Below are 26,479 nucleotides of genomic sequence, written 5' to 3' on the forward strand. Positions count from 1 at the left end.
CTCTTCACCTTATTCAAACCTGTGCGATCCACTTGCGATGCGTATGGATCGACATCAAAACCCCAAACGCTGACAGCAGCGTCACCAGCGAAGTTCCGCCGTAGCTAATGAACGGCAACGGCACCCCCACCACCGGCAACAGGCCACTGACCATACCGATGTTGACGAAAACATAAACAAAAAACGTCATGGTCAAGGCGCCAGCGAGCAATTTACCGAACAGTGTCTGCGCCTGGGCGGTAATCACCAGGCCGCGACCGATCAGCAGCAGATAGATCAGCAACAACGCGCAAATGCCCACCAGCCCGAACTCTTCGCCCAGCACCGCAATAATGAAGTCGGTGTGGCTTTCCGGCAGGAAGTCCAGGTGCGACTGGGTACCCAGCAGCCAACCCTTGCCGAACACGCCGCCGGAACCGATGGCGGCCTTCGACTGAATGATGTTCCAACCGGTGCCCAGCGGATCGCTTTCCGGGTCGAGGAAGGTCAGGATCCGCTGCTTCTGATAGTCGTGCATGATGAAGAACCACATGGCGATTGCCACGGGTACGGCGGCGGCCAGCACGCTGAGGATCCAGCGCCAGCGCAATCCGCCCATGAACAGCACGAACGCGCCACCGGCCAGAATCAGCAGCGACGTGCCCAGATCCGGCTGACGCACGATCAGAATGAACGGCACGCCGATCAACATCAGGCTGATCCCGACGTGCTTGAGCTGCGGCGGCAACGTGCGCTTGGACAGATACCAGGCGATGGTCGCCGGCATCAGGATCTTCATGAACTCCGATGGCTGGAAGCGGATCACCCCGGGAATGTTGATCCAGCGGGTCGCGCCCATGGCGTTGTGGCCCATGATGTCCACCACCATCAGCAGCACCACCCCGACCACATAACCGAGCGGTACCCAACGGGCCATGAACCGTGGTTCGAACTGAGCGATGACGATCATCGACACCAGGCCGATGCCGAACGACGTGGCCTGCTTGGCCAGAAGGTCCCAGCTCTTGCCGCTGGCCGAATACAGCACGAACAGGCTGCCGGCGGCGAGGATCAGCAGCAGGACCAGCAAGGGTCCGTCGATATGCAGGCGTTGCAGCAGCGTCGCGCGGCGACGCATCACATCCTCGCTGGAGAGCATGCGATCGAAATTATTCTTCACGGGCCGTAGCCTCCGCACTGATTGGGCTGGCGTATTCGGCCTTCAAGCGTCCGTCCTGATCCAGCAGCCAGGCGTCCATCACCTGACGCACCACGGGCGCGGCGACGCCGGAACCGGACTCACCGTTCTCGACCATCACCGACACCACGATTTTCGGGTTGTCGGCCGGTGCAAAACCGACGAACAGGGCGTGGTCGCGGTGGCGTTCCTGCACTTTGGAGCGGTCGTATTTCTCGCCTTGCTTGATCGCGACCACCTGGGCCGTACCCGACTTGCCGGCGATCCGGTATTGCGCGCCGATCGCCGCCTTGCGCGCGGTACCCCGGGCGCCGTGCATCACCTGTTGCATACCGTGGTTGACCTTGGTCCAGTCCGACGGATCGCGCAGGACGATGTCCGGCATCGGGTTTTCATCCTTGGGCTTCTCGCCCTCGATGGTCTTGGCCAGGTGCGGACGATTCCACACCCCTTTGTTGGCCACCAGCGCGGTGGCCTGGGCCAGCTGCAGCGGGGTCGACTGCATGTAGCCCTGGCCGATCCCGAGAATCAGGGTCTCGCCCGGGAACCATGCCTGCTTGCGGGTGGCTCGTTTCCACTCGCGGGAAGGCATCAGGCCCGGAGATTCTTCGAACATGTCCAGCGAGACCTTCTGGCCGATGCCGAACTTGTTCATGTAGGCCGACAACCGGTCGATGCCGAGCTTGTGCGCCAGGTCATAGAAGTAGGTGTCGTTGGACCGCATGATCGCCGTGTCGAGGTCGACGAAGCCGTCCCCGGTGCGGTTCCAGTTGCGGTATTTGTGATCGTAGTTGGGCAGCATGTAGTAACCGGGGTCGAACACCCGGCTCGACGCCGTCACCACGCCTGCGTCCAGACCGGCAATCGCCACCGCCGGCTTGATCGTCGAACCCGGCGGGTACAGACCGCGCAGCACGCGATTGAACAGCGGCCGGTCAATGGAATCGCGCAATTCGGCATACGCCTTGAAGCTGATGCCGGTGACAAACAGGTTCGGGTCAAAGCTCGGCTGACTGACCATTGCCAGCACCTCACCAGTACTCGGGTTCAGCGCCACCACCGCACCGCGCCGCCCGCCCAGCGCGGCCTCGGCGGCTTCCTGCAACTTGATGTCGAGACTCAGGACAATGTCCTTGCCCGGCACCGGGTCGGTACGCTTGAGCACCCGCAGCACGCGGCCCCGGGCGTTGGTCTCGACTTCCTCGTAACCCACCTGGCCGTGCAGCTCGGCTTCGTAGAAGCGCTCGATGCCGGTCTTGCCGATGTGGTGGGTGCCGCTGTAGTTGACCGGATCGAGGGTCTTCAGCTCTTTCTCGTTGATCCGCCCCATGTACCCCACCGAGTGCGCAAAATGCGCGCCCTGCGGGTAATGACGCACCAGCTGCGCGACCACTTCCACGCCCGGCAGACGGAACTGGTTCACCGCGATCCGGGCGATCTGCTCTTCGGTCAGCTCGAACAGGATCGGCACCGGCTCGAACGGCCGGCGCCCCTGACGCATGCGTTTCTCGAAGATCATCCGATCTTCCGGCGTCAGCTCCAGCACTTCGACGATCACGTCGAGCACCTGCTGCCAGTCGCCGGAGCGCTCGCGGGTCATGCTCAGGCTGAAGCTCGGACGGTTATCCGCCACCACCACGCCGTTGCGGTCGTAAATCAGGCCACGGGTCGGTGGAATCGGCTGGACATGGACGCGGTTGTTTTCCGAGAGGGTCGAGTGGTACTCGTACTGGATCACCTGCAGGAAATACAGCCGGGCAATCAGCACACAGATCAGCAGCACCACCGCAATGGCCCCGAACACGACGCGGCTACGCACCAGGCGGGCGTCTTTTTCGTGGTCCTTGATGCGGATCGGCTGGGACATGAGGGCAGGATTACTTGTGGTAAGGGTGGCCGGACAACACGGTCCAGGCACGATACAACTGCTCGCCGATGAGGATGCGCACCAACGGGTGCGGCAGCGTCAATGGCGACAACGACCAGCGCTGGTCGGCGCGGGCACAGACTTCCGGCGCCAGCCCTTCCGGGCCACCGACCATGAAATTGACCGTGCGCGAGTCCAGCCGCCAACGGTCGAGTTCGACCGCCAGCTGCTCGGTGCTCCAGGGCTTGCCGTGCACTTCGAGGGTGACGATCCGCTCGTTGTGCCCGACCTTGGCCAGCATGGCTTCGCCTTCCTGACGGATGAAGCGGGCCACGTCGGCATTCTTGCCACGGGTATTGAGCGGAATTTCCACCAGTTCCAGCGCCAGCTCGGACGGAAGACGCTTGGCATATTCATGCCAGCCTTCTTCCACCCATTTGGGCATGCGTGAACCGACGGCGATCAGTCGCAGTCGCACAGCGCTTCCCTTACAGCTGGTCTTTGTTGAGCTTGGTGAAGTGCTCGTGGGTGTTTTCCGGGCTGTGGTGCTTGGCGTCTGCCGCACGGCTTTGCTCGGCACCGGCCCACAGGCGCTCCAGGTCGTAGAACTGACGGGCCGAGGCGGTCATCATGTGCACGATCACCAGGTCCAGGTCCAGCAGCACCCAGTCGCTGTCGCCCTTGCCTTCTTCGCCCAGCGGCTTGGCGCCCTGCTTTTTCACTTCTTCGCGAACCTTGTCCAGCATCGCGTTGATCTGACGGTTGGAAGTACCGGTGGCGATGATCATGTAGTCAGTGATGCTCTGCTTGTCGCGCACATCGATGATCTGGATGTCCTGGGCCTTGACGTCTTCCAGGGCGGCCACGGCCACCTTGACCAGTTCGTCGCCTTTCAGCGGCTCGTTGGTGTTGGCGACTTCCGGCAGCGGAGCGCTCTTGAACGTGCCTTTGCGCTTTACTTTGGTTTGGTCTTTGTCAGTCATATAAAACTCGTTTTGCTCATGTATTCGGCGTCTCGTCCCACGATGATCGTGTTACTCGAGCACGCCTTGTTCAGTTCGACGCACGGTACAGACCGTGCGCATCGATGTAGGCCAGGACCGCGTCGGGCACCAGGAAACGTACCGACTTACCGCTGGCCAGCAGTTGACGGATCTGGGTGGCGGAGACCGCGAGCGGTGTCTGCCAGACGAATGCAATCTGTCCGCTCGGCCCTTTCAGGGCCAGCGGGTCGCTCACCGAACGCGCTGCCAGCAGGTTGCGCAAGGCATCCGGCGGTTCGCTGTCGGCGTCCGGGCGCTGTAGCACCAGGATGTGGCAATGCTGGAGCAACTCCTCCCAGCGGTGCCAAGTGGGCAGGCCGCAAAATGCGTCCCAGCCCAAAAGCAGAAAAACCTGGGTCTCGGCGGCCAGTTCAGCGCGCAGCGACTCCAGGGTATCGATGGTCCAGGACGGTTTGTCCCGCTGCAATTCGCGGGCGTCCACCACCAGCGGCGGCACACCGGCCACCGCACATTCAACCATTGCCAGCCGATCCTGCGCCGACACCTGCGGGGTATCGCGATGGGGCGGCCGGGCGCTGGGCATCATGCGCAGCTCATCGAGCGCCAGCGCATCGGCGACTTCCAGCGCGCCGCGCAAATGGCCGACATGCACCGGATCGAAGGTTCCGCCCAGAACGCCAATGCGTCTGGGGCGAGACTTCCTGCCGGATTTCGGCGCTTTCGGGTCGAGGTCGGACAAGTCAGACCGTCGCCTGGCCGCGCAACTGGCCATCACCGACCACGACGTATTTCTCGCAGGTCAGTCCTTCGAGGCCCACCGGGCCACGGGCGTGCAGCTTATCAGTAGAAATGCCGATCTCGGCACCCAATCCGTATTCGAATCCATCGGCGAAGCAGGTCGGGGTGTTGATCATCACCGATGCCGAGTCGACTTCAGCCACGAACTGCCGCGTATCGGCGAGGTTTTCGCTGACGATCGAATCGGTGTGATGAGAGCCGAAATGGTTGATGTGCTCGATGGCCTGGTCCAGGCCGTCGACCACGCGGATCGACAGGATCGGCGCCAGATACTCGGTGCTCCAGTCTTCCTCAGTCGCCGCTACCGCCTCGATGATCGCCCGGGTGCGCTCGCAACCACGCAGCTCGACGCCTTTTTCGCGGAACTGTCTGGCCATCGACGGCAGGAAATCCTTCGCAACACTTTGATCGACCAACAGGGTCTCCATCGCACCGCAGATGCCATAACGATAGGTCTTGGCATTGAAGGCAATGCGCTGGGCCTTCGGCAGGTCGGCGTGTTCGCTGACATAGACGTGACAGATGCCATCCAGATGCTTGATCACCGGCACCCGGGCGTCGCGGCTGATGCGCTCGATCAGGCCACGACCGCCGCGTGGCACGATCACATCGACGTACTCGGGCATGGTGATGAGCGCACCAACGGCGGCGCGGTCGGTGGTTTCCACCACTTGCACCACGGCGGCCGGCAATTCGGCTTCGGCCAAGCCACGCTGGATGCAGGCGGCAATCGCTCGGTTGGAGTGAATCGCCTCGGAACCGCCACGGAGGATGGTCGCGTTACCGGACTTCAGGCACAGGCTCGCGGCGTCGATGGTCACGTTCGGACGGGATTCGTAGATGATCCCGATCACGCCCAGCGGCACGCGCATCTTGCCGACCTGAATGCCCGACGGACGGAAGCTCATGTCGCGGATCGCACCGACCGGATCCGGCAGGGCCGCCACCTGGCGCAGACCGACGATCATCCCGTCGATGCGGGCCGGAGTCAGTTCCAGGCGCTCCAGCAGTGCAGGCTCCAGACCGTTGGCGCGGCCGGCGGCCAGATCCTGTTCATTGGCTGCCGCAAGCTCGGCGCGGGCGGCGTCCAGCGCATTGGCGGCAGCCAGCAGGGCGCGGTTTTTCTGCGCGGTGCTGGCACGGCCGATGACCCGGGAAGCTTCGCGGGCGGCGCGACCCAATCGGGTCATGTAGTCAAGAACGGACTCAGTCATGGTCTGCTGGGGTCTTGGCAAAGAGGAAAGCGGCAGATTATAGCTGTCGCGTCCCGGGACTAACAGCGGTGACGGGCGGATGGTCGAAATGGACGGCGATTTGCCGATGTTCAGCCGTAATTAAGGCTCGGATTGTTATCATCACGACCTCTTTCGCCTGGATAAACACCGTTTGCCATGTCCAACCTGACCGTTCGCGCCCGTGCCGAGCGCCTGCCGCTAGGCCTTCCGGACGCTTTTTTCGACCGTGACGCTCAGACGCTTGCCCGGGATCTGCTGGGCAAAGTCATCCGTCACCGGGTCGGCGACCTGTGGCTCAGCGCCCGGATCATCGAAACCGAAGCGTATTACTGCGAAGAAAAAGGCAGTCACGCCTCCCTCGGCTACACGGAAAAGCGTAAGGCTTTGTTTCTGGATGGCGGCCACATCTATATGTACTACGCCCGTGGCGGCGATTCGCTGAACTTCAGCGCGCAGGGTCCCGGCAATGCGGTACTGATCAAATCGGCCTATCCGTGGGTCGACGAGATCAGCGGCCCGGCCAGTCTGGCGCAGATGCTGCTGAACAATCCCGATGCTCAGGGTCGCCCGAGGCCGTCGCAAAAGCTTTGCGCCGGGCAAACCCTGCTGTGCAAGGCATTGGGTTTGAAGGTCCCGGTCTGGGACGCCAAGCGTTTCGACCACGAAATCCTGCTGGTGGAAGACACCGGCCCCGCGCCGGGCCACATCATCCAGACCACCCGCCTGGGCATCCCCCATGGGCGCGACGAGCACTTGATGTATCGATTTGTCGATGCGGCCTATGCCCAGTGGTGCACCCGGAACCCGCTGCGCCGGGGCCAGGTCGAAGGACGCGATTATTTTCTGCTGTGAACTTCCCCTCTGCGCTACGCCGGCCAGGGACATCAATAAAATGGAGTGTGTTGTATGGGCCCATGGCTCGATAGCGTGACCGGGTGGCTGGCCGCCAATCCGCAGTGGCTGGCTGCTGCGGTGTTCATCGTGGCCTTTGTCGAGTGCCTGGCTATTGCCGGGATCATCGTTCCCGGCACGGTGTTGCTGTTCGCCGTGGCGGCACTTGCCGGCAGCGGTGCGCTGTCGCTGAGCGAGACGCTGTTGCTGGGCTTTCTCGGCGGGATTCTCGGCGACCTGGTGTCGTATTTCCTCGGCCGCCACTTCCATCAGAACATCCGCCGCCTGCCGGGACTGCGCCATCACCCGGAGTGGATGGCCGGCGCGGAGACCTATTTCCAGCGTTACGGTATCGCCAGCCTGCTGGTCGGGCGTTTCATCGGTCCGCTAAGACCGATGCTGCCAATGGTCGCCGGGATGTGCGACATGCCCTTCCCACGCTTCGTAGCCGTCAGTCTGCTGGCCGCAGCAGGCTGGAGCATCGCCTACCTGCTGCCGGGCTGGGCCACCGGGGCGGCGATTCGTCTGCCATTGCCGGAAGGTTTCTGGCTGCAGGCCGGGATTGTCGCCGCCAGCATTGCGGTGATGGTCGGCCTGAGTGCCAACAGCAGCCTGCGCCGTCATCGCCGGGCGACAATCTGGATCAGCAGCATGAGCCTGTTGATCCTGATCGCGCTGTTCATCGGTTACCCCTACCTGACCGCGCTCGATCAGGGCGTCATGACCCTCGTGCAGGAACACCGCAGCGCGGTGCTCGACGAGGTTGCGGTGGTCTTCACCCTGATCGGCGAATTTCGCAACATGCTGGTGTTCAGCATTTTGCTGACCGGCCTGTTGCTGCTGTGCCGCCAGTGGCGTCAGGCAATTTTCGCCGGCAGTACCCTGCTCGTTACTGCGCTGGCCAACACCGGGACCAAACTGTTTTTCGCCCGGGTGCGCCCGGAGGTGCTGACCGATCCGATCACCAGTTACAGCATGCCAAGCGGTCATGCGTCCGGATCGTTCGCCCTGTTCCTGACCCTCGCCGTGCTGGCCGGACGCGGGCAACCGCCAAGACTGCGCCTGACCTGGCTGTTGATCGGCTGCATCCCGGCGCTGGCGATTGCGCTGTCACGGGTGTATCTGGGGGCACACTGGCCGACGGATGTCCTGGCCGGTGCGATGCTCGCCGCCTGCGTCTGCGCAGCGAGCCTGTGGCTGATTCAGCGCCACTCCCCCCTTGAAGCGATGCCGCAGAAAGTCTGGTGGCTGGTGCTGCCGGCGCTGATTGCCTTGTTTGGATTCTTTGTATTACGGCATTTGCCGCACACATTGTTGCGATATGCGTACTAGGCGGCAGAATCCAGTGCCGACGGAGTGACTTTCAAGATGAACGACACCGGTGAAGGGTTGTAGGCATTGTGCCCGGTGTCGTTCGGATTCCTGTCGAGGAAATACTTGAGCCCTTCCTTCGTCTGATGCTGGAACAGGCCGATTTTTTTCTCGACGCTGACCAGCGCCACTGACGCCGGGTTGGATGGCAAATCCCCCAAGGACTTCAGCCTTCCGGCATAGGTTTCGAATTCAAAGTAACTGCCGGCACTCTTTTCCAGCAGAAGATGCCGGGTAGTCTGATCGATGCGCAATCGCCAATTGAAGTAACGACCCGCCGTCTTGACATTCAATCCATATCGCCCCTGGCCTTCCGGTACAAACTCAAACAACAAAGGCTCGGCATCGTCATGATCGGCAAGTGTTATGATTCGCGAGCTGATTTCGTCATTCAGAGAAATTTCCGATTTCAATCTTTGCCCTGTCGTGATTCGCGGATGTTTCAGACGTTGTTCCATGACCTGATAGTTTGCCACCAGCGGCAATCCGTCAGCGAACAGACACCCTGTAAACGTAAAACTTGTTTCTTCAGACATATAACAATCCTCTTGTTCTAAAAAACACATTGAAGACCGAAAACAACCTTATGCACTCTGCGCCGGCTTCGCAGGATCGGCTGCACTCTTCACCCGTCTGCGCTTGCGACGTTCAAGCACCATCGAGTCCGCGTAATACCCGGCCGCCTTGATAATGATGTCGGTATTCAGATCGGCGCCCGCGTTCTTCAAAATATATTTCCCGGCGATATCATCCCAGAACGCCCACTCATCTTCGTATATCGTCATATTGTTCAGCCCTGATGATCAGACTCGCCCCTTGCGAGCTTTAATCACGCTAAACGAACAACGACAGACAAACCACCTGGAAGACAATACAAAAAACAACAATACAATCAGCAAAACAATTACAACTGAACCCCGCCACTCTTCATGCCAGAGTCGTTCGACATTTCTCTGCAGAGCATTGATTTTGGCCAAACCATTCAACATCAACACCGAAACTATTCTTACAACACCAATAGTCATTTCGGACATTAACGTTCAAACCACTTCATCAAACACTGGCGTAGGCGCCCTCCCCGCAGCCCTCCCCGATCCACGTGATCTGGACAACCTGTTCGGGCCCATTCGTTTCGGCGAACTGACCGTGAGCCGGCATGAACTTCAGGCGCTTGGAGCTCGAATCAACGGTGAGCCAATCACGTCGGCAAACACCTACTTTTCCGAACCCGACCAGGCCTTTACCGACGGGCTGGAGTTCGATCCGGTTCAGGCCGAACAACGGATCAGATCTGTCGATGGGCAGGAAGGCCGGCGGGTCCCGGAACTGCTCTACGAAATCGTCACCCTGCGCTCTCCCGATGCCGGACCGCTGATACGTGAAACACACGCCAGCGACACCTCACACTCCCTGCAGAAAATCAGCGCGCTGCTGGTTGCCACCCAGCGCCTGGATATCCACAGGGACCCGCTGCCGAAGCATTTGCCTGGCTGGGTGGACAGAGCCAAGAGCCGCGGACTGACCAGCATCGGGGTCGGGATGCAAGCCTATGGGCTGTACAGCGCCTACATCGGAGCAATCGATGCCCTCAAGAAAGGTCAGACGGGAGAAGTGCTGATCAATGCGGGCGGCGCTTTGGCCGAGATCACCTCATTGGGCCTCGAGTACGCGCTGAACAAGACCGGCGAACAGATGATCCGCCAGGGCTCCATGGCCTTTGAGCAATTCGGTAAAACCACCATGGGCAAATGGCTTTGCCAGGGTGCCGGCCTGATCGCCAGCGTGCTCACGTTACCCTTCGATATCTATACCGCCATCAAATCCTTCAACGATGCCGCCAGTGCCCAGGGCAAGGAGGCGCAGGATCTGTATGTCACCGGCGGCCTGAGCGTGTTCAGTGGCGCACTGTCTCTGGCGCTGGGGTGCGCGGCCTTGATGGGCTTCCAGGCGGCCGGGCCGGTGGGCATTGCGGCGGCCGCGATCATGATTGTCGGGGCCCGGATCTATGGCGCCGCACGGTTGGTCGACGACATTGACGATTACATCGAGCTGACCGTGAACGAACGCTGGCGTGCCGGCTGGTTTGCGTTCACCGGTCAGGATCAGGACAAGGCGCTGATGGACCGCTACCTGATTGCCAAGACCACCGTCGACTACGCCCGGGCCTTGAAGACCCGCAGCCTCGGCTGGCTCGACAATGAATTCAGGGAGAGCGTCGATGTGATCGTCAACGGCAGATTCGAGGTCAAGCTGCAGCCGACCCGCATCTACCGCTACCAATGGGATGAAGCAAAGGGAGAAACGCCCTACACCACCGAAAATCTGCCCGTCATCAATGATGCGGATGACACCTGCGATGCGCGCGAGGGGCTGCCCGACTCGGACGCCGTTCTCTCCATCACCAAAAGCGACCCTGCCAAAGGCGTCTTCTGGAACCTGGGCGGTGGCCATGACACGGTGCAGGGGGTAAAGGAAAAGCCCAACTACTTCAGCTACGGCTCTGGCCAGAAAGCCCTGAGCGGTGGCGACCGGAATGACTCCTTTCTGTTCCAGTCGGCATCCGAAGCACTTTCCCGTGCCCCGCTCAAGACCAGTGAGTTGTCGGGAGGAGACGGTATCGATCTGTTATGGCTGCAAGGCATGCACAGGCACCTGGATCACCTCCCCGCCCCTGCACGTCACCTGGGCTATGACATCGACCTGAAAAACGGCACGCTCGCATTGCGCCCGGCCGATCCGGCGCGCGCACCGGTGTTGTACTCGACACTCAAGTCCATCGAAAAGGTCGAGACACTGGCCGGCGCGATCAATCGCGTGACCGGTTCCGACCAGGCCGACATCATTGCCGCCAATGGCAATGACCGCGTCGACGCCGGTGCCGGGGACGACCAGGTTTCCGTGCGTGGCCCGCATGTGATCGTCGAAGGCGGCCGCGGCAGCGATACCTACCATCTCGATCCCATGAGCCTCAGGGTTTCCATCACCGAGGACGGCCAGGAGCCTAGCAAGGTCTATCTGGGCGTTTCGCTGGAGGCCATCCAGAGCTGGACTGTCCGTGACGAAGCGCTGGTCATTGAATCGTTGCGTGACGACGATCAGCGCTCACCAGGACGGGAACTGGTTCTTGAAGCGGTATACCTCGAGGTCGACGGCAAACGCTCACTGCGTAATGACAAATGGACGTTCATTACCCAGGACGGTTACCACTTGCAACCGGTATGGCCAACCGAATTCACCGACCTCGACGATCAGCGCCTGAGTGTCGGAGTGCTGACTGCCGGCGTCGCGAAAAGCCCGCCGGTGCCGGTCAACGATCGCCCTTACAGACTGTCGGACAAGGCCCACTCGTACTACTTCGTTTCACGCCATGTCCGCCACACGACCCTGGTGGCAGATCAGAACGAGCAGCGCGCCCGGAGCACGCTTTATGTCGATCATGACAGTACGGAAATCGACGAAGTCCGGGCTATCTGTACGATTACAAAAAACCGCTCCGGTGCGTTCACGTTTCTTGGCTACTCGAATGTTCACTTCACCATCACATTCGCTCAGGCAGGCGGACTGCTCTCGCTGCACGGCGTGGTGAGAGAGCATCCAGGCAGGAAAAGCGATATGGGAGCCGGCCTCATGGCCTCCGGCTGGCTGATGAATCATCCGATGACTCTGGTCATGCGAGACGGCGTGTCCTACGACCTCGGTTTCCCTCGCAGCGACTATCTTCAGGATGCCAACAGCAGCGGCTACACCGTTATCCAGAGCCGTGGCTCGCTGCGCGAGCGCGCTGGCCGGTACATTTTTGTCCGGCCATCCATCGAAAAGAGAACCCTGAAGACAACACCGCAGCGGGTCAATTTCCAGTCCGTCGAACACCAGGCGACCTACTGGCTGGAAGGGCGATCCTCGACCTACGAACTGATTCCCGCCAGTCATACCTCCATCCGGCTGTCCACCGCCCAAGCCGACGCAAGCATCTCGGGTTCATCCACGTGGCACATTCACACACAACACCTGCTGGAACAGATCACCGTGCCGGACCTCGCCATCAGGGACAATCTGCTCACGATCGGCAGCATTCAGATTCATCTGCCGGACAGCAACGACCCGACGCTGCCACTGGAAACCGTGGAGGTGGTGGTCTCCTCGGGAAACCGTTACCGGATCAACGCCCTGTTCGAAGTGATCGGCCTCTGCGCCGTCGACGCCCGTGCCTATCCGTCGATTCAGGCGATCGTCCAGGATATCCACGCGCATGAACAACGCGATGAACTCGAGACCCGCAACATGCCGGTTCGCAACATTCGTCTGCGCGACGGAGCTACCGGCAGCATCTCCTACAACACCGACACTCGAGCATGGAGCTCGGAAAGTGTTCCGCCCCGCTCGATACCCGCCGAACACCTGATCATCGTCAAGGAATGACAACATGCGCCCCAAACCACCTGCGCCAGCCACACCCCCCAGGGCAAACACGCCCGCCATCCCTGCCGTTCAACCGCCCCGTTTGCGTCCGTCGGTTCAAACGCTGCCCGATCCGCCAGCACCGCGCGATCAATACCGAACACATATGCCGTCACCGGCAGGCACACCTGAACTGCCGCGATTCCGGATATCGGACTTGCCGGATGCTACTCCGGAAATATCGAGGAGCCTGCATACCTACCTGCTGAGCCCCGGGCTGTTGCGCAATATGCAACCGGCCAACGACGAAGGCCTGCGCTACATCGTCGGACGCAAGTTCGTCGATGTGAAAGATGTCGGCACGGTGTATGTGGAGTTCGATGAAAACCTGGGCACCTACCGGGCGATGGATCTGTATGGAAAGCTTGCGCCCGGTCCGGCGCTCTACAGAATCGGCGCAGAGGCAACGTGGAGCCTGTCCAGATCGCTGAAACGACCGCATCCGACAGACACGGACAGCAAAACGGCAGTGCCGGACAAGCTGTCCTCTGCCGAACCGCTGGCGGCTCAGTGGAAAGCCGCCACGGCCGAACTGCTGGACGTGCACTTCAAGCGGCTGCATCCGCAGCTGACCCACGGTGAACGCGTCGTGCTGCTGCGCGCCTTCAACCTTTCACCTCGTCAGCACATACGATTGCGCGACGACCTGATCGTCAATCCGTTGATGATTCCACCGTGGGCGGACAGCCACAGGAGCCGGTCGCGGGATGTGAACGATCCGGCCCGTTTCGATGCACTCCATCAGGAAATCGAACCGCTGCTTCTGCCATTGAGAAACGGCAAGCGGCTGGAGCACAGCCTGGGCGATTTCGAAAGAAGTGTCAGCGCAGAATTCCTCGAGGCGTTCCTTTCGAAGCTGGGCTATTTACGCAACAGCAGTGGCTGTCTGTACCGCACGGACATCCCCGGCCTGTTCAGGGCTGACGAGCGTACGCCTTTCGAACTCTATAACGACAGCCGGATGCTGCCGCGCCTGAAGCATCCCCGTGGCGCGACAACGGAGAAACCTGTCAGCGCCACGGTCAGCCTCAAATTGGTCAGGGAATACGCCGGCCGCGGCACCGAGTCCCCCGACCCGGAGTACCTGCGCTACAACAACCAGAGAAACAAATACCCCGGCAGAAAACCCGGCGAGCCGGATGTCGAGTCGGGCGAATCGGACAACGACTGGTCCGATGTATCCGACGTGGAACTGGACGCCGAGCGCAACTACGAAACGATCCGCCACAATCAGCAGTTTGTATTTGCCTACGTCATCGACACGCGAAAGCTGGAAGTGGTCCTCAGGGAGGAGAACCAGCTCCTCAATGACGCAGCCACCCGCAAAGGTGCGTGGTTTCCCGACGATGAACTCGAAGCACTGATATCGACCTCGAAGCGGGGCATCGAGTCGCAGCGCCTGTGGCTGCTTGACTCAACGTTCACGCGGGCGGCGAAGGTCGATGATATTGGCGAACTGGCTCGGTTCAGCGACGCCATCGAAGAGCGCACCCACAGTGGTGCGTTCAACCGGCATGAGTATGACGCCCTGATCGACAAGGCGGCCCTGGCAGGCAAGCCGATCCTGACACTGGACCCGAGCCAGGATTGGTTCGCCAACGACATCGTCTGGCCCGAATAAGCCGCTCTAGGCGAACAGCTCGCCCTGCAACTCGTCGAGCAGCGCCTGGATCGCATCCAGTCGCTGCTGCGGATCGTCGAGTTGCAGCAGGTCGATCTTGTCTTCCTCGGCGAAGGGCAACAGGTACGCCAACTGATTGGCCAGTGACTGCTGCCCTGCCGCCTCGATGCCCATGTTCAGCGCCTCGACCATCGGGTGTTCGGCCAGGGCCTTGAGCAAGGCCACAAGATCGGCGTCTTCATCCTGCAACGGCTGCTCGGGTTCTTCGTCCAGCCAATCAACGTCGGCGACGATCAACTGATCGCGCTGCACTTCGGTACGCTGCACGATGAACCGGCGCCCACCCTGCACCCGGATGCCCAGCAATCCGTTGTCCTGCTGCTGGAAATCAGTGATCCGCGCTTCGCAACCGACCATGGCGAAACCTTCGGGGGCGGCGCCGACTTCATGGCCTTCAAGAATGCACACCACGCCAAAACCGCCGCCCTGTTTCATGCAGCGGCCGATCATGTCCAGGTAGCGTGCCTCGAAGATCTGCAAATCCAGATTGCAGCCGGGAAACAGCACCGTGTTCAGCGGAAAAAGCGGCAGACTCATAGACATTTCCTTACACCACCATCGACACCGCCAACGGCAGGAACACCGCCGTGGCCACGCCCATCAGACTCATCGCCAGTGCCGCGAAGGCGCCGCACTCGTCACTTTCCTGCAACGCCACCGACGTACCGACCGCATGCGCGGTCATGCCCAGCGCCATGCCGCGCGCCTCAGGGCTGTGCACTCCGAGGCGGGTCAGCAGTGCCGGGCCGAAGATCGCGCCGATCACGCCGGTAATCAACACGAACACGGCCGCCAGCGCCGCGACGCCGCCGATCTGCTCGGCCACCAGCATCGCGATGGGCGAGGTCACCGACTTCGGTGCCATGGTCATCAGGATCATGTGATCGGCACCGAACCACCAGCCCAGTGCCACGCCCATGCCCGTGGCAACCACCCCGCCTATCACCAGCGTAGTAAAAATCGGCCAGAACAATTGGCGGATGCGCCGCAGATTCAGATACAGCGGCACCGCCAGTGCCACGGTCGCCGGGCCCAGCAGAATGCTGAGGATCTCGGTGCTCTTGCGGTACTCGACGTAAGTCAGGCCGCAGCCGACCAGCACGCCGATCACCAGCAGCATGGAAACCAGCACCGGTTGCAGGAAGATCCAGCGGGTTTTCTCGAAGGCCGCCAGCACCAGTTGATAAGCGCCGAGAGTGATGCCGATGCCGAACAGCGGATGGTGAATCACCGACGCCCAGGCGCCGTGCCAGTCGAACAGCATCAGGATTCCTCCGAATGCGGCGCGTGACGCTTGACCAGCCGCTGCATCAGCACCCCGGCGAAGGCCATGGACAGGATCAGCGAGACCACCAGCGCACCGACGATGGCCCAGAAATCCGCGGCAATCGCCGTGGCGTAAACCATCACACCCACCGCCGGCGGCACCAGCAACAACGGCAAATAGCGCAACAGACTGCCGGCGGCAAGGTTCAGCGGCTCGCCCACTTCACCGCGCACGATCAGGAACGCCAGCAACAGCAAAAGGCCGATGATCGGCCCCGGCAGCACCGGCAACAGCAAGTGATTGAGGGCCGTGCCGAGCAATTGAAACAGCACCAGCATGGTCAGGCCGCGTAGCAACATCCGTCATCTCCGTCCGACATCCCGCCAAGCACGGGCCCGGCATTATAAGCACGCCTGCGCTATGGATCGGCATTCGCCAAAAGCATGGTCGGTTGACCTGAGCAAATCGCCATGATGATCTACAGTGGTTCGCAGGGCGGTCAAATCCCCCACCTGAAAAACTATAAAACCGATGAACCCAAGGAGAGTCTCAATGCCCTATGTTCCAGTTGCAGAGCTCAAAGATTATGTCGGCAAGGAACTCGGACGTTCCGAATGGCTCACCATCGATCAGGAGCGCATCAACCTGTTCGCCGAAGCCACCGGGGATTATCAGTTCATCCATGTCGACCCGGTCAAAGCCGCGCAAACGCCATTTGGCAGCACCATTGCACACGGTTTCCTGTCGTTGTCGCTGATCCCCAAACTGATGGAAGACATCCTGATCCTGCCGCAAGGCGTGAAGATGGTGGTCAACTACGGTCTGGACAGCGTGCGTTTCATCCAGCCGGTCAAGGTCAACTCCAAGGTCCGGCTCAAGGTCGACCTCGGTGAAGTGACCGAGAAGAAACCCGGCCAGTGGTTGCTCAAGGCCACCGCCACCCTGGAGATCGAAGGCTCGGACAAACCGGCCTACATCGCCGAACCGCTGTCACTCTGCTTCGTCTGAGTGCCGGGATGCGAAACGGCTCACGCGGTTTCGCATCCACTCCTCTCTGCCGGCTGTATAAGGTCACATAGCTACGGCATACTCGGTCGCCTAATTGCCCGGATCCCGCTATGCGCCAACTTGCTGCTCTTGCACCGCTTGCCCTGACCCTGATGCTCACCGCTTGCGGCGACGGCGAATCGCTGTTGCCCCCGGACGCACGCCTGCCCGATGGCGGACGCTATCGCGGCGAACTGGTCAACGGCCTGCTGCAAGGCCAGGGCCGGGTCGACTACCCGAACGGCAGCTGGTATGCGGGCACGTTCGACAAGGGCCAGTGGCACGGTCAGGGCGAATGGCACGGCAGCAACGGTGAGGTCTATCGCGGCAACTTCCAGCAAGGCCTGTTCGACGGCCAGGGCACGCTGACCACCCACGGCGGCAGCTACACCGGCGGCTTCAAGCTCGGCCGGCGCGAGGGCGAAGGCACCCTCAAGGAAAACGCGATGACCTATCGCGGCGAATTCAAGGACGATCAGTATTCCGGTCTCGGCCGTCTGGAACTGGACGACGGCAGTTCCTATCAGGGCCAGTTCGCCCACGGCAAACCCAACGGTGAAGGTCAGCGCGGTGACGCCAGCGGCAATCAGTTCAGCGGCCATTTCATCAATGGCCAGCTCGAAGGCAACGGCACCTTTAACAGCGCCGACGGCGACATCTATGTCGGCGGCTTCAAGAACAATCAACTGCACGGCAAGGGCCGCTACGAAAATGCCGACGGCGATGTCTGGCTCGGCCAGTTCAAGGAAGGCGCACTGACCGGCAAAGGCGAACTGATCGGCGCCGACGGCAGCCATTACATCGGCTACTTCAACGACTGGCGTTTCAGTGGCCAGGGTCGTCTGAATCTGTCTGATGGCAGTTTCTACATCGGCGGCTTCGACAGCGACAGCTACTCGGGCCGGGGCACCCTGGTGCTGACCGACGGCAGCGTGCTCAGCGGCACCTGGATCAACGGCCAGCGCGTGCGCGATGCCGACGGTAAATTGCTGCCAGACACCCTCGAACTCGGCCTGCTGGCTCAGGGCCGTCTGCTCGACGAAGCGCTGGCCAATGTGCCGGCCTCGACTCCGGCGGTGGAGCTGTACACCCTGACCCTCGGCGGCGACGGCAAGCAAAGCGTGTTCCTGCGCGAATCCGACTACGTGGCCAACATGCTCGCCAGCCGTTTCGGCGCCGTAGGCCAGATCCGTCTGGTCAACCATCGCGACCACCTCGGCGACCGGCCGATGGCCACCCGCGAAAACCTGCGTCGCGCAGCACTGACCCTGGCCGAACGCACTGGCCCGGAAGACCTGGTATTCATCTATCTGACCAGCCACGGCACCGCCGAACACGAACTGGTGCTCGACCAGCCACGCATGGAACTGGCCGACCTGCCCGCCGACGAACTGGCCGCCGTGCTCGCACCGCTGAAGAACCGCGACAAGATCATTGTCATCTCCTCGTGCTATTCCGGTGGTTTCATTCCCGCACTTAAAGACGAGCGCACGCTGATCATGACCGCCTCGCGCGCCGACCGCGTGTCGTTCGGCTGCTCCGAAGAGGCCAACTTCACTTATTTCGGCGATGCCCTGTTTGCCCAGGCACTGAACCAGACCGACGATCTCGAGCAAGCCTTCAAACTGGCCAAAGCCACCGTTGCCGAGCGCGAGCTGGCGGACAATTTCGAAGCCTCGGAACCGCAGATCTGGGCACCGAAAACCGTGCTTGCGCACTGGCAACTGCTGCGCAAACAACAAGCGAGAAAAGCGTTGCAAAGTGCTGCGTTGAACGACGGAGCGATAAAGAGCAACTAAGCTGAACAGTATCAAGGGAGAGACACTATGTACTTGACGCCTCAGCATGTCTTGCTTGCCGGCGCCACCGGGCTGACCGGTGAGCACCTGCTCGACCGTTTGCTCAACGAGCCGACGATCACCCGTGTCCTGGCCCCTTCACGCCGGCCACTGGCCGAACATCCACATCTGGAAAACCCGGTCGGCGACCCACAGACCTTCCTGCCGCAACTGGCCGGCCGGGTCGATATCGCTTACTGCTGCCTCGGCACCACCATCAAACAGGCCGGCTCCGAAGAGGCGTTTCGCGCCGTGGATCTGGACATGGTGGTTGCGTTCGCCAAACGCGCCCGGGAAATGGGTGCACGGCACCTGATCGTGATCAGTGCCCTGGGGGCCGACCGCCGCTCCTCGATTTTCTACAACCGGGTCAAAGGCGAGATGGAACACGCATTGCGCGCGCAGGACTGGCCGCAGCTCACCATTTGCCGGCCTTCGCTGCTGCTGGGTGACCGCAGCGAGCCACGCCTGGGCGAACAGCTGGCCGCACCGTTCTCGAAACTGATTCCCGGCAAGTACCGCGGCATCGAAGCCTGCCAGCTGGCCCGGGCCATGTGGCGCCTGGCACTGGAGGAGCAGGACGGGGTGCGGATCGTCGAGTCGGACGAGCTGAGAAAACTCGGCAAGTGAGTTCCCCCATCAAGCAGTTCAACACGGCCCCCCGGAACGCCATTTTCCGATGAAGTCCGAGAGCCTTGTGTTGAACTGCCCGATACCTGAAACGAGCCATATCGATTCAACAACCGCACCCTAACTATCTACTACACCTCCCTCCCCCTTCATGGATAACGTGCCCTCCAGCACGCCTGCATCTGCCATTTCGTCAACGGATGGCAACTTCCGACGGCAGGCAATCAATGAAAGGACGCCTTGATGGCCCCCAAAAAACCCACTCCGAAAAATACCGGCACACCCGGCAACCCACCTGATGCATCAACACCCCTGTCGACTCCACGACTTGAGCTTCCAGGGCTGACCCGGCCCGCAGGACCGGACACCCGCCTGCCCGAGTCACACCACTCGATGCAACTGCCTTCAGGCGAAACGTTGCCCCGGATACAGATCCAGGATCTGATTCCCGCAATCCTGGAGAGAGCGTCATCCGGCCACCCGCGTCCGACCGAAAACATTCGTCACTACGAGCTGCCGGCCCAGGCGCGAACGCTTTTGCCTGCCGTCAATGCCGAAGGTTTGCGTGTCCACCGGGGGCGCATTTATGCCGAGGTGCAATACACCACGACCACCACGGTCATGGTGGACTGGGACGAAGGCGCCGGAACCTATCGGGCCAAGCTGCCACAGGAAATGCACCCGTCCGGCCCGGCCCTGCATTTCGATCCTCAAAGCAATACCTGGCGAATCGGTGAGCCCGCCGACAGCGGAGCTCTGATCGGGTCTGCGATACATCGACCAGCAGTCATTCCGCAGAACACTCCGCCACAGGCACTTGCGTCCCTCGCACAATCAGACACGACCGCGGTTTACATCGACACCCGGCACTACGTCTGGGACAGCACCACCACTCACCATCATGGCTACGTGGTCATGCACCGGAAAATGCGCCTGGACGACACCGTCGGGCCCCAGTCGATTCATGCGTTCAGGGACGACAACGGATTGTTTGTCAGTGTCGAGCCCCCCACGCATCCCATCGATCAACCCGCCGAGCTGCTGCCTGCCTGGACTGACCGCGACATCTGGAACCTCTACGGCCTGCAGGGTGCCGATATCACCCGTTTTCGCGCCGAAGCCCACAGCACCGGGAGAAAACCGCAGTGGGCCAGGGTTCGCACAGAACGAATGGAGAACACTTACCTGTTTGACGAGCTGCGCCGCTGGCTGGGTCCGGATATGGACCGCGACATGTTCAACCGCGTCCTGGATCATCAGAAACGCTCACCCGCCCAGTGGGTGAACCACCTTGAATCTGTCACCCTGCATCGCAGCACGCCGGCCCCGCAAACACCGCTGCCGAACCTGTCGACACCCGGCACCCCACTGTCGCGTCAACTGACACCCGATTCCCTCGCGACCACCGACAGCACACCCGCCTACGGCGATCAGCGCTACTACACCTGGGATCCCGACAAATCGAACGCTCATGGTTACATCGAGATGCAGCGCAAGCCTGGCCTCGATGACAGTCATGGCCCACTCACCCAGATGGCGTTTCCCGAGGGGACCGGGCTGACCATCGTCAGGCCAATCCAGTATTCGGTCGAACAACGGGCATTTCGACCTTACTGGCGAGACATCGATATCTGGAATCTGTACCGGATCGAAGGGGCAGATATCCTGCGCTTTCGCCAGGATGTCGCGCTGCACCTGAAACAGCCGGCCTGGGTCAGGCAACGGGACTACCCTTCACAGCGCGAACAACTGATCGACTACCTGCGGCTGTGGACCAATCCGGATTCTCCGCTCAAGCCCCGGGATCAGGTCATTGCCCGGTTCCAGCCCTACAATCTGTCCACTGAACAACTGGCGCGACTGTGCAACGAAATCTCACCCACCGGGCAGTTCAACAACCTGATCAATGATGAGTTGCCTACCTGGGTCAAGACCCATCAGGCTCGTACACTGGTCGTGACCCGCTTCGAACAATTCGATCCGTACCTGCCGGAAATCAAAGCCGAAATCATCCGTTTGAGAAATCAGTGAGAGGGCACAAGTCTGCTCAAGGCCAGCCTGACCGCACCTTTTTTCCGGGAGTTGTTGCAACGTTGCGGCTTCAAACGCAACAAACACAACTTCCTGTATCGGGACGACATTCCCGCCGTGTTCAAAGTCGACGACCGGACGCCCTTCGAATTTGCCCGGCCCGGTTCCATGCAGCCAAGGCTCATTGCGACCGAGGGTTCCACCAGCGGGATGGCTGTCAGCGCGCTGTTCAGCCTCAGAACGGCCATGGGTTTCGCCAATGAAGCCAGAGGATTGCCTGTCTCTCCCGGCGGCCATCCGAACGCGCCACAGACAACCCACGAATCGAAACAGACGACTGACGCCGTCTCCAGGCCCCGTTCCCAGCGCATCATGTTCTGCTATCTGCTTGATACCCGTGGCGTCGAGGTCGTTTCCGGGCAGGATAACCGCGCCTATAACACTTCGCGGATCACCCCGAGACCGGCAGACGACAGCAGGCTGTTCCCGAGTATGAAGCTCGAGGGTCACGTTTCGATGTCTGCGATCGGTTTCACTTCGAGGCGCATCTGGCTGGTCAACTCGACCATGACTCGCGCAGCCACCGTGGACGATATACATACGCAAGCGCGCGACCGCGCCACCGGCTCAAGCCAGAGCCATGACAATGCAATCGAAGGCCGCACAAGGGCGGGAGACCTGAATCGGGACGAATATGACGCCCTGATCGATGAGGTGGCGAAAGCCGGAAAGCGTGTTCTCGAGTTGCCGCAGGGAAAAGACCTTTTTTCCACCGATATCAGCTTCCCGCCCGAACTGATCAGTCTCTCCTGAGAACGGTTACCGGCTCGATCTTGCCTGATCGAGCCGGTATTTTTCATAACCCCCCGGTCGCCTGAAACCCGACGCCCAGCACCGTCAGCACGGACAGCGGCAACAACAGGGTATCTAGCAACGCACTGGCCGGCAGATCCACGCCGGGATAGCTCGGCGCCTCGGCGCCGAACCGATCCATCGCACAACATCCGCCATTCATCGCATACAGATCCAGCCGGGTGCCGGAATACACTACCGGCGCGCCGGGTTTGGCGGCATCCAGCGTGCGCGCGGTGGCGCAGCCGGTCAGTTGCACTATCAGCAGAATCGCCAACAGCTTACTCATCGCTGCTCAGATGGTGCTCGCCCCAGCGCGGCAGCATGTCCTGGGGAATGCCCAGCAGATTGAGAATCCGCGCCACCACGAAATCGATCAGGTCATCAATGGTCTGCGGCTGGTGATAGAAGCCCGGCGAAGCAGGCAGGATGGTTACGCCCATGTTCGACAACTTGAGCATGTGCTCCAGGTGAATGCTCGAATACGGCGTTTCGCGCGGCACCAGAATCAACTGACGACGCTCCTTCAACGTCACGTCCGCCGCCCGTTCGATCAGATTGTTGCAGGCGCCGGTGGCGATGGCCGACAAGGTGCCGGTCGAACATGGCACCACGACCATCGCCGCCGGTGCCCCGGAGCCCGAGGCCACCGGCGACATCCAGTCCTCCTTGCCGTACACGCGGATCTGCCCGGCGGCGGCGCCGGTGTATTCGGTGAGGAACGCCTGCATCAACTGCGGCTTGGCCGGCAGCGACACGTCGGTCTCGGTGGCCATCACCAGTTGCGCGGCCTTGGAGATCAGGAAATGCACCTCACGATCCTCGCGCACCAGGCAATCCAGCAGACGCAAACCGTACTGGGCGCCGGACGCGCCGGTCATCGCCAGCGTGATGCGTTCCGGGCCGCCGTCCTGAAAGCGAGTGTTCATTTCAGCGCCTCGGCGAGTTTGCCGTGCAGGCCGCCGAAGCCGCCGTTGCTCATGATCACCACGTGGGTGCCGGGCTGGGCCTGGCTCTTCACGCGTTCGATGATGCCTTCGAGCGTATCACTGACGATCGACGGCACGGTGCACAACGCAGCGGTGCCCGCCAGATCCCAACCGAGGTTGGCCGGGGCGTACCAGATCACCTGATCGGCATCGACCACGCTGTCCGGCAGACCGTCACGGTGGGCGCCGAGCTTCATCGAATTGGAGCGTGGCTCGATGATCGCGATCAGCGGCGCATCGCCGATGCGTTTGCGCAGACCGTCGAGGGTGGTGGCAATCGCGGTCGGGTGGTGGGCGAAGTCGTCATAGATGGTGATGCCGCGTACTTCTGCGACTTTTTCCATCCGGCGTTTGACGCTCTTGAACGCGCTCAACCCGGCAATGCCCATGGACGGCACGACACCAACGTGACGTGCTGCGGCCAGAGTGGCCAAGGCGTTGGCGACGTTGTGCTGGCCGGTCAATTCCCACTCGACTACGCCCTGGGAGACGCCTTCGAACATCACTTCGAACGCCGAGCCGTCATCTTTCAGCAACTTGACTTGCCACTGACCGCCGGCACCGGTGGTTTGCACCGGGGTCCAGCAACCCATCTCGATCACGCGCTGCAAGGCCGGTTCGGTGGTCGGATGGATCACCAGGCCTTCGCTCGGAATGGTCCGCACAAAGTGGTGGAACTGCCGCTCGATGGCCGGCAGATCAGGGAAGATATCGGCGTGATCGAACTCAAGGTTGTTGAGGATCGCGGTGCGCGGACGGTAATGAACGAACTTCGAACGCTTGTCGAAGAACGCGCTGTCGTACTCGTCGGCTTCAATCACGAAGAACGGCGTGCCGCCCAGACGCGCAGACACCGAGAAGTTCTGCGGTACGCCGCCGATCAGGAAACCCGGGCTCATCCCGGCATGTTCCAGCACCCAGGCGAGCATGCTGCTGGTGGTGGTCTTGCCGTGCGTACCGGCAACCGCCAGCACCCAGCGACCTTGCAGCACGTGATCGGCCAGCCACTGCGGACCGGAAACATATGGCAGGCCTTTGTTCAGTACATATTCCACCGCCGGATTGCCCCGGGACATGGCGTTACCGATCACCACCAGATCCGGTGCCGGATCAAGCTGCGCCGGGTCGTAACCCTGGGTCAGCTGAATGCCCTGGGCTTCGAGCTGAGTGCTCATCGGCGGATAGACGTTGGCATCGGAGCCGGTCACGTGATGGCCCAGCTCTTTGGCCAGAACCGCCATCGAGCCCATGAAAGTCCCGCAGATACCCAGAATATGAATGTGCATAGTCGACCTCGTAAAACATGGCCGCAGGTTAGCGCAGGGAGGGGGAAATCGCACTCTTTAGCTGATCACCCGACATGATCGTTCCCACGCTCTGCGTGGGAACGATCAGGAGGGGGATTCAGGCAGTTCGGGCGATCCCGTGTTTGCGCAGCTTTCTATAAAGGGTATTGCGACTGACGCCGAGCTGCTCGGCTGTATGGGTCATATGCCAGCGCGTATGTTCCAGCGCATTGAGCAACGCCAGCCGTTCGGCATCCTCCAGCGGCTGTGCGGACGACGCTTCATCGGCTTTGACCAACAACGGCTGCACTTGCCGGAACATCGCAGGCAGATCATCCAGCCCGATCCGCCCCTCATCGCACAACGCCGCCAGCGTGCGCAGCACATTGCGCATCTGCCGCACATTGCCCGGCCAGTTGAACCTGAGCAACGCCCGGCGCGCCGGCTCTTCGATCAGAATCGTTTCTCCACCCGCCTCTTCGGCCAGCAGGAAATCCAGCAATTGGGATTTGTCACTGCGCTCGCGCAATGCCGGCAGCGCGACTTCCAGTCCGTTGAGCCGGTAGTACAGATCCTCACGAAAACTGCCGTCCGCCACTCGCTCCAGCAGATTGCGATGCGTGGCACTGATGATCCGCACATTGACCGCTTCCGGCTCGCCACCGATCGGCACCACTTGCCGGTCTTCCAGCACTCGCAGCAGTCGGGTTTGCAATGCCAATGGCATGTCGCCGATTTCATCGAGGAACAACGTGCCGCCATCGGCCTGCTGCAACTTGCCGCGCATGCCGTCCTTGCGCGCACCGGTGAAGCTGCCGCCGCGATAACCGAACAGCTCGCTCTCGATCAGGCTTTCGGGGATCGCCGCGCAGTTAAGCGCGACGAAGGCTTTGCCGGCGCGCTGACTGGCGTTGTGCACAGCCTTGGCGAACGCTTCCTTGCCGGAGCCGGTTTCACCATTGATCAGCAGTGGTACATCGCGCTCGAATACTCGCAAGGCCTTGCGGAAATCCGCTTGCAGCCCTACGTCGCCCAGACAAATGCCAGCCAGGCGTGGAGCCTCGGAAACCGGCGGTTTCGGCAAGACGGGAGTCGGCTTGCGCGCCTCTCCGCGCAAAACTGCAAACAGATGCCGACCATCACGGGTACGCAACGGCCAGCTTGCGCTGGCATGGGCACTGGCGCGCCCGAGCAACTCATCCAGCGAACAATCGAAAAACGCTTCCACCGGTTTGCCAAGCAAGCCGCCACGAATGTGTCCAAGCAGGTTCAATGCGCTTTGATTGACCGCGCTGATCCGCCCTTCCCCGTCAAACGCCAGCAGCCCTTCGCTGAACAGCCCGACGGATTCGGCCTGGAGATGGAAACGCAGCAACCACTGATTATCGAAGCAGCGCAGGAAATAGCAGCTCTCGATCATCTTCGCCGACAGATTGACCAGCGCCATGGTGTGGAACTGGCTCTGGCGCGAAACGTCCGGTCGCGCCGAAGAGACGTCGAGTACAGCCAGAAGCTCGCCGTGAGGGTCGAACACCGGGCTGGCCGAACAGGTCAGCCCGGTGTGGCGACCACGGAAATGTTCGTCCTGATGGATGGTCAGGGCCTGCCGTTCCACCAGGCAGGTGCCGATGCCGTTGGTACCTTCGCAGGCTTCGCTCCAGTCGGAGCCCAGCCACAGGCCGGCGCGTTCGAAAATCTTGCGTTCGGAAGGCGCAGTGACGCAGTTGAGGATCACCCCGCGCGCGTCGGTCAGCAGCACCGCGTGGCCGGCGCCGGATAGTTGTTGATGCAGGCTGCTCATTTCATTGCCGGCGATCTGCAACACCTGCTGCAGGCGTTCGCGGCTTTCGAGGACGCGACCGTGTTCGAGCACGGTCGGCGCCATGGTCAGGGCCGGGTCGAGGTGATAGTCCTCAAGACAACGCAGCCACGAGCGGGCGATCGACGGGTCGGCACCTGGGCCATGCAGGTGCGGCTTGCCCTGGGTGACGGTGAGAACCTGTCGGGCATGGCGACTCAAATGGTTGTCGTGCATTTCTTATTATTCTCCCCGAGGC

24 protein-coding genes are annotated in these 26,479 nt (G+C 61.2%); 9 read left to right on the top strand and 15 right to left on the bottom strand.

The genetic code is table 11. The features are described from left to right. Positions 1–13: 13 nt before the first annotated feature. From rodA to DLD99_RS25320, 6 genes are all read right to left on the bottom strand, one after another. Positions 14–1,117 carry a rod shape-determining protein RodA gene (gene rodA / locus DLD99_RS25295; RefSeq protein WP_085712360.1) on the bottom strand — a complete coding sequence of 368 codons (1,104 nt, stop codon included), beginning with the start codon at positions 1,115–1,117 and terminating at the stop codon, positions 14–16. A 31-nt stretch (positions 1,118–1,148) separates the two neighbouring features. Then, entirely contained in the window at positions 1,149–3,044 is a 1,896-nt protein-coding gene (mrdA, locus tag DLD99_RS25300) for a penicillin-binding protein 2 (protein ID WP_114885740.1), read from the bottom strand. 10 nt (positions 3,045–3,054) lie between these two features. Beyond that, the gene (rlmH, locus tag DLD99_RS25305) at positions 3,055–3,522 is read right to left on the bottom strand and encodes a 23S rRNA (pseudouridine(1915)-N(3))-methyltransferase RlmH (protein ID WP_011063671.1); all 468 of its coding nucleotides are present in this window, start codon (positions 3,520–3,522) and stop codon (positions 3,055–3,057) included. Positions 3,523–3,532: 10 nt separating this feature from the next. Then, a complete protein-coding gene (rsfS, locus tag DLD99_RS25310) occupies positions 3,533–4,027 on the bottom strand; it encodes a ribosome silencing factor (RefSeq protein ID WP_085712284.1) in 495 nt (164 codons plus the stop codon). 70 nt (positions 4,028–4,097) lie between these two features. Beyond that, positions 4,098–4,820, bottom strand: a complete 723-nt coding sequence (nadD, locus tag DLD99_RS25315) for a nicotinate-nucleotide adenylyltransferase (protein WP_085712285.1) — start codon at positions 4,818–4,820, stop codon at positions 4,098–4,100. Then, complete coding sequence (locus DLD99_RS25320) at positions 4,789–6,060, bottom strand: glutamate-5-semialdehyde dehydrogenase (protein WP_114885742.1); 1,272 nt, start codon at positions 6,058–6,060, stop codon at positions 4,789–4,791. The genes nadD and DLD99_RS25320 overlap by 32 nt, the downstream gene beginning before the upstream one ends. Before the next feature lie 177 nt (positions 6,061–6,237). On the opposite strand from DLD99_RS25320, the gene DLD99_RS25325 reads away from it, so the two are divergent. Next, positions 6,238–6,933 (top strand): DNA-3-methyladenine glycosylase, encoded by a 696-nt coding sequence (locus DLD99_RS25325; RefSeq protein WP_114885744.1) that lies wholly within the window; start codon positions 6,238–6,240, stop codon positions 6,931–6,933. A 54-nt stretch (positions 6,934–6,987) separates the two neighbouring features. Beyond that, positions 6,988–8,304, top strand: coding sequence for a bifunctional DedA family/phosphatase PAP2 family protein (locus tag DLD99_RS25330; protein WP_114885746.1), 1,317 nt, complete (start codon positions 6,988–6,990; stop codon positions 8,302–8,304). On the opposite strand, the gene DLD99_RS25335 is transcribed toward DLD99_RS25330, so the two are convergent. After that, the gene (locus tag DLD99_RS25335; protein ID WP_162803515.1) at positions 8,301–8,879 is read right to left on the bottom strand and encodes a hypothetical protein; all 579 of its coding nucleotides are present in this window, start codon (positions 8,877–8,879) and stop codon (positions 8,301–8,303) included. The genes DLD99_RS25330 and DLD99_RS25335 overlap by 4 nt on opposite strands. Positions 8,880–8,927: 48 nt before the next feature. Then, positions 8,928–9,128, bottom strand: coding sequence for a hypothetical protein (locus tag DLD99_RS25340; protein WP_114885750.1), 201 nt, complete (start codon positions 9,126–9,128; stop codon positions 8,928–8,930). A 184-nt stretch (positions 9,129–9,312) separates the two neighbouring features. Here DLD99_RS25340 and DLD99_RS25345 point away from each other — a divergent pair, with 184 nt between their 5' ends. Continuing rightward, the gene (locus DLD99_RS25345) at positions 9,313–12,762 is read left to right on the top strand and encodes a phage tail tape measure protein (RefSeq protein WP_244220755.1); all 3,450 of its coding nucleotides are present in this window, start codon (positions 9,313–9,315) and stop codon (positions 12,760–12,762) included. A 4-nt stretch (positions 12,763–12,766) separates the two neighbouring features. After that, a complete protein-coding gene (locus tag DLD99_RS25350) occupies positions 12,767–14,422 on the top strand; it encodes a hypothetical protein (protein WP_114885751.1) in 1,656 nt (551 codons plus the stop codon). A gap of 6 nt (positions 14,423–14,428) precedes the next feature. Here DLD99_RS25350 and DLD99_RS25355 read toward each other — a convergent pair whose 3' ends face one another. The 3 genes from DLD99_RS25355 to DLD99_RS25365 are packed head-to-tail and all read right to left on the bottom strand — an operon-like array spanning position 14,429 to position 16,108. Next, entirely contained in the window at positions 14,429–15,019 is a 591-nt protein-coding gene (locus tag DLD99_RS25355; protein WP_114885753.1) for an LON peptidase substrate-binding domain-containing protein, read from the bottom strand. 10 nt (positions 15,020–15,029) lie between these two features. Next, entirely contained in the window at positions 15,030–15,746 is a 717-nt protein-coding gene (locus DLD99_RS25360; RefSeq protein WP_085712292.1) for an LrgB family protein, read from the bottom strand. Next, on the bottom strand, positions 15,746–16,108 hold the full coding sequence (locus DLD99_RS25365; RefSeq protein WP_039771873.1) for a CidA/LrgA family protein: 363 nt from the start codon (positions 16,106–16,108) through the stop codon (positions 15,746–15,748). The genes DLD99_RS25360 and DLD99_RS25365 overlap by 1 nt, the downstream gene beginning before the upstream one ends. Before the next feature lie 193 nt (positions 16,109–16,301). On the opposite strand from DLD99_RS25365, the gene DLD99_RS25370 reads away from it, so the two are divergent. The 5 genes from DLD99_RS25370 (at position 16,302) to DLD99_RS25390 (ending at position 22,108) form a co-directional block, all read left to right on the top strand. Next, positions 16,302–16,757 (top strand): MaoC family dehydratase, encoded by a 456-nt coding sequence (locus DLD99_RS25370; protein ID WP_007909575.1) that lies wholly within the window; start codon positions 16,302–16,304, stop codon positions 16,755–16,757. A gap of 110 nt (positions 16,758–16,867) precedes the next feature. Beyond that, positions 16,868–18,595 (top strand): C13 family peptidase, encoded by a 1,728-nt coding sequence (locus DLD99_RS25375; protein ID WP_114885755.1) that lies wholly within the window; start codon positions 16,868–16,870, stop codon positions 18,593–18,595. 27 nt (positions 18,596–18,622) lie between these two features. Then, positions 18,623–19,264, top strand: a complete 642-nt coding sequence (locus tag DLD99_RS25380; RefSeq protein ID WP_085712294.1) for an oxidoreductase — start codon at positions 18,623–18,625, stop codon at positions 19,262–19,264. A gap of 393 nt (positions 19,265–19,657) precedes the next feature. Next, positions 19,658–21,295: a hypothetical protein gene (locus DLD99_RS25385; RefSeq protein ID WP_114885757.1), complete on the top strand. Its 1,638-nt coding sequence runs from the start codon at positions 19,658–19,660 to the stop codon at positions 21,293–21,295. Positions 21,296–21,349: 54 nt separating this feature from the next. Further along, positions 21,350–22,108 carry a hypothetical protein gene (locus DLD99_RS25390; protein WP_162803516.1) on the top strand — a complete coding sequence of 253 codons (759 nt, stop codon included), beginning with the start codon at positions 21,350–21,352 and terminating at the stop codon, positions 22,106–22,108. A 43-nt stretch (positions 22,109–22,151) separates the two neighbouring features. Here the strand turns inward: DLD99_RS25390 and DLD99_RS25395 are convergent, their stop codons facing one another. The 4 genes from DLD99_RS25395 to DLD99_RS25410 all read right to left on the bottom strand — a co-directional run bounded on the left by DLD99_RS25395 (position 22,152) and on the right by DLD99_RS25410 (position 26,457). Next, the gene (locus DLD99_RS25395) at positions 22,152–22,436 is read right to left on the bottom strand and encodes a YceK/YidQ family lipoprotein (RefSeq protein ID WP_114885761.1); all 285 of its coding nucleotides are present in this window, start codon (positions 22,434–22,436) and stop codon (positions 22,152–22,154) included. Beyond that, entirely contained in the window at positions 22,429–23,076 is a 648-nt protein-coding gene (gene ubiX / locus DLD99_RS25400) for a flavin prenyltransferase UbiX (protein WP_114885763.1), read from the bottom strand. Before ubiX ends, DLD99_RS25395 begins: the two co-directional genes overlap by 8 nt. Next, positions 23,073–24,422 (bottom strand): UDP-N-acetylmuramate:L-alanyl-gamma-D-glutamyl-meso-diaminopimelate ligase, encoded by a 1,350-nt coding sequence (mpl, locus tag DLD99_RS25405; protein ID WP_114885765.1) that lies wholly within the window; start codon positions 24,420–24,422, stop codon positions 23,073–23,075. Before mpl ends, ubiX begins: the two co-directional genes overlap by 4 nt. A 118-nt stretch (positions 24,423–24,540) precedes the next feature. After that, positions 24,541–26,457 (bottom strand): sigma-54-dependent Fis family transcriptional regulator, encoded by a 1,917-nt coding sequence (locus DLD99_RS25410; protein WP_114885767.1) that lies wholly within the window; start codon positions 26,455–26,457, stop codon positions 24,541–24,543. Between the last annotated feature and the right edge of the window lie 22 nt (positions 26,458–26,479).

This window comes from Pseudomonas kribbensis, assembly GCF_003352185.1.
Classification (GTDB): Bacteria; Pseudomonadota; Gammaproteobacteria; order Pseudomonadales; family Pseudomonadaceae; genus Aquipseudomonas; species Aquipseudomonas kribbensis.

What these genes read in the sequence shown, in the direction of transcription:
- rodA (WP_085712360.1), bottom strand. Translation starts at nt 1,117, where the DNA reads ATGCGTCGCCGCGCGACGCTGCTGCAACGCCTGCATATCGACGGACCC.
- mrdA (WP_114885740.1), bottom strand. Translation starts at nt 3,044, where the DNA reads ATGTCCCAGCCGATCCGCATCAAGGACCACGAAAAAGACGCCCGCCTG.
- rsfS (WP_085712284.1), bottom strand. Translation starts at nt 4,027, where the DNA reads ATGACTGACAAAGACCAAACCAAAGTAAAGCGCAAAGGCACGTTCAAG.
- nadD (WP_085712285.1), bottom strand. Translation starts at nt 4,820, where the DNA reads ATGGCCAGTTGCGCGGCCAGGCGACGGTCTGACTTGTCCGACCTCGAC.
- DLD99_RS25320 (WP_114885742.1), bottom strand. Translation starts at nt 6,060, where the DNA reads ATGACTGAGTCCGTTCTTGACTACATGACCCGATTGGGTCGCGCCGCC.
- DLD99_RS25325 (WP_114885744.1), top strand. Translation starts at nt 6,238, where the DNA reads ATGTCCAACCTGACCGTTCGCGCCCGTGCCGAGCGCCTGCCGCTAGGC.
- DLD99_RS25330 (WP_114885746.1), top strand. Translation starts at nt 6,988, where the DNA reads ATGGGCCCATGGCTCGATAGCGTGACCGGGTGGCTGGCCGCCAATCCG.
- DLD99_RS25335 (WP_162803515.1), bottom strand. Translation starts at nt 8,879, where the DNA reads ATGTCTGAAGAAACAAGTTTTACGTTTACAGGGTGTCTGTTCGCTGAC.
- DLD99_RS25340 (WP_114885750.1), bottom strand. Translation starts at nt 9,128, where the DNA reads ATGACGATATACGAAGATGAGTGGGCGTTCTGGGATGATATCGCCGGG.
- DLD99_RS25350 (WP_114885751.1), top strand. Translation starts at nt 12,767, where the DNA reads ATGCGCCCCAAACCACCTGCGCCAGCCACACCCCCCAGGGCAAACACG.
- DLD99_RS25355 (WP_114885753.1), bottom strand. Translation starts at nt 15,019, where the DNA reads ATGAGTCTGCCGCTTTTTCCGCTGAACACGGTGCTGTTTCCCGGCTGC.
- DLD99_RS25360 (WP_085712292.1), bottom strand. Translation starts at nt 15,746, where the DNA reads ATGCTGTTCGACTGGCACGGCGCCTGGGCGTCGGTGATTCACCATCCG.
- DLD99_RS25365 (WP_039771873.1), bottom strand. Translation starts at nt 16,108, where the DNA reads ATGTTGCTACGCGGCCTGACCATGCTGGTGCTGTTTCAATTGCTCGGC.
- DLD99_RS25370 (WP_007909575.1), top strand. Translation starts at nt 16,302, where the DNA reads ATGCCCTATGTTCCAGTTGCAGAGCTCAAAGATTATGTCGGCAAGGAA.
- DLD99_RS25375 (WP_114885755.1), top strand. Translation starts at nt 16,868, where the DNA reads ATGCGCCAACTTGCTGCTCTTGCACCGCTTGCCCTGACCCTGATGCTC.
- DLD99_RS25380 (WP_085712294.1), top strand. Translation starts at nt 18,623, where the DNA reads ATGTACTTGACGCCTCAGCATGTCTTGCTTGCCGGCGCCACCGGGCTG.
- DLD99_RS25385 (WP_114885757.1), top strand. Translation starts at nt 19,658, where the DNA reads ATGCAACTGCCTTCAGGCGAAACGTTGCCCCGGATACAGATCCAGGAT.
- DLD99_RS25395 (WP_114885761.1), bottom strand. Translation starts at nt 22,436, where the DNA reads ATGAGTAAGCTGTTGGCGATTCTGCTGATAGTGCAACTGACCGGCTGC.
- ubiX (WP_114885763.1), bottom strand. Translation starts at nt 23,076, where the DNA reads ATGAACACTCGCTTTCAGGACGGCGGCCCGGAACGCATCACGCTGGCG.
- mpl (WP_114885765.1), bottom strand. Translation starts at nt 24,422, where the DNA reads ATGCACATTCATATTCTGGGTATCTGCGGGACTTTCATGGGCTCGATG.
- DLD99_RS25410 (WP_114885767.1), bottom strand. Translation starts at nt 26,457, where the DNA reads ATGCACGACAACCATTTGAGTCGCCATGCCCGACAGGTTCTCACCGTC.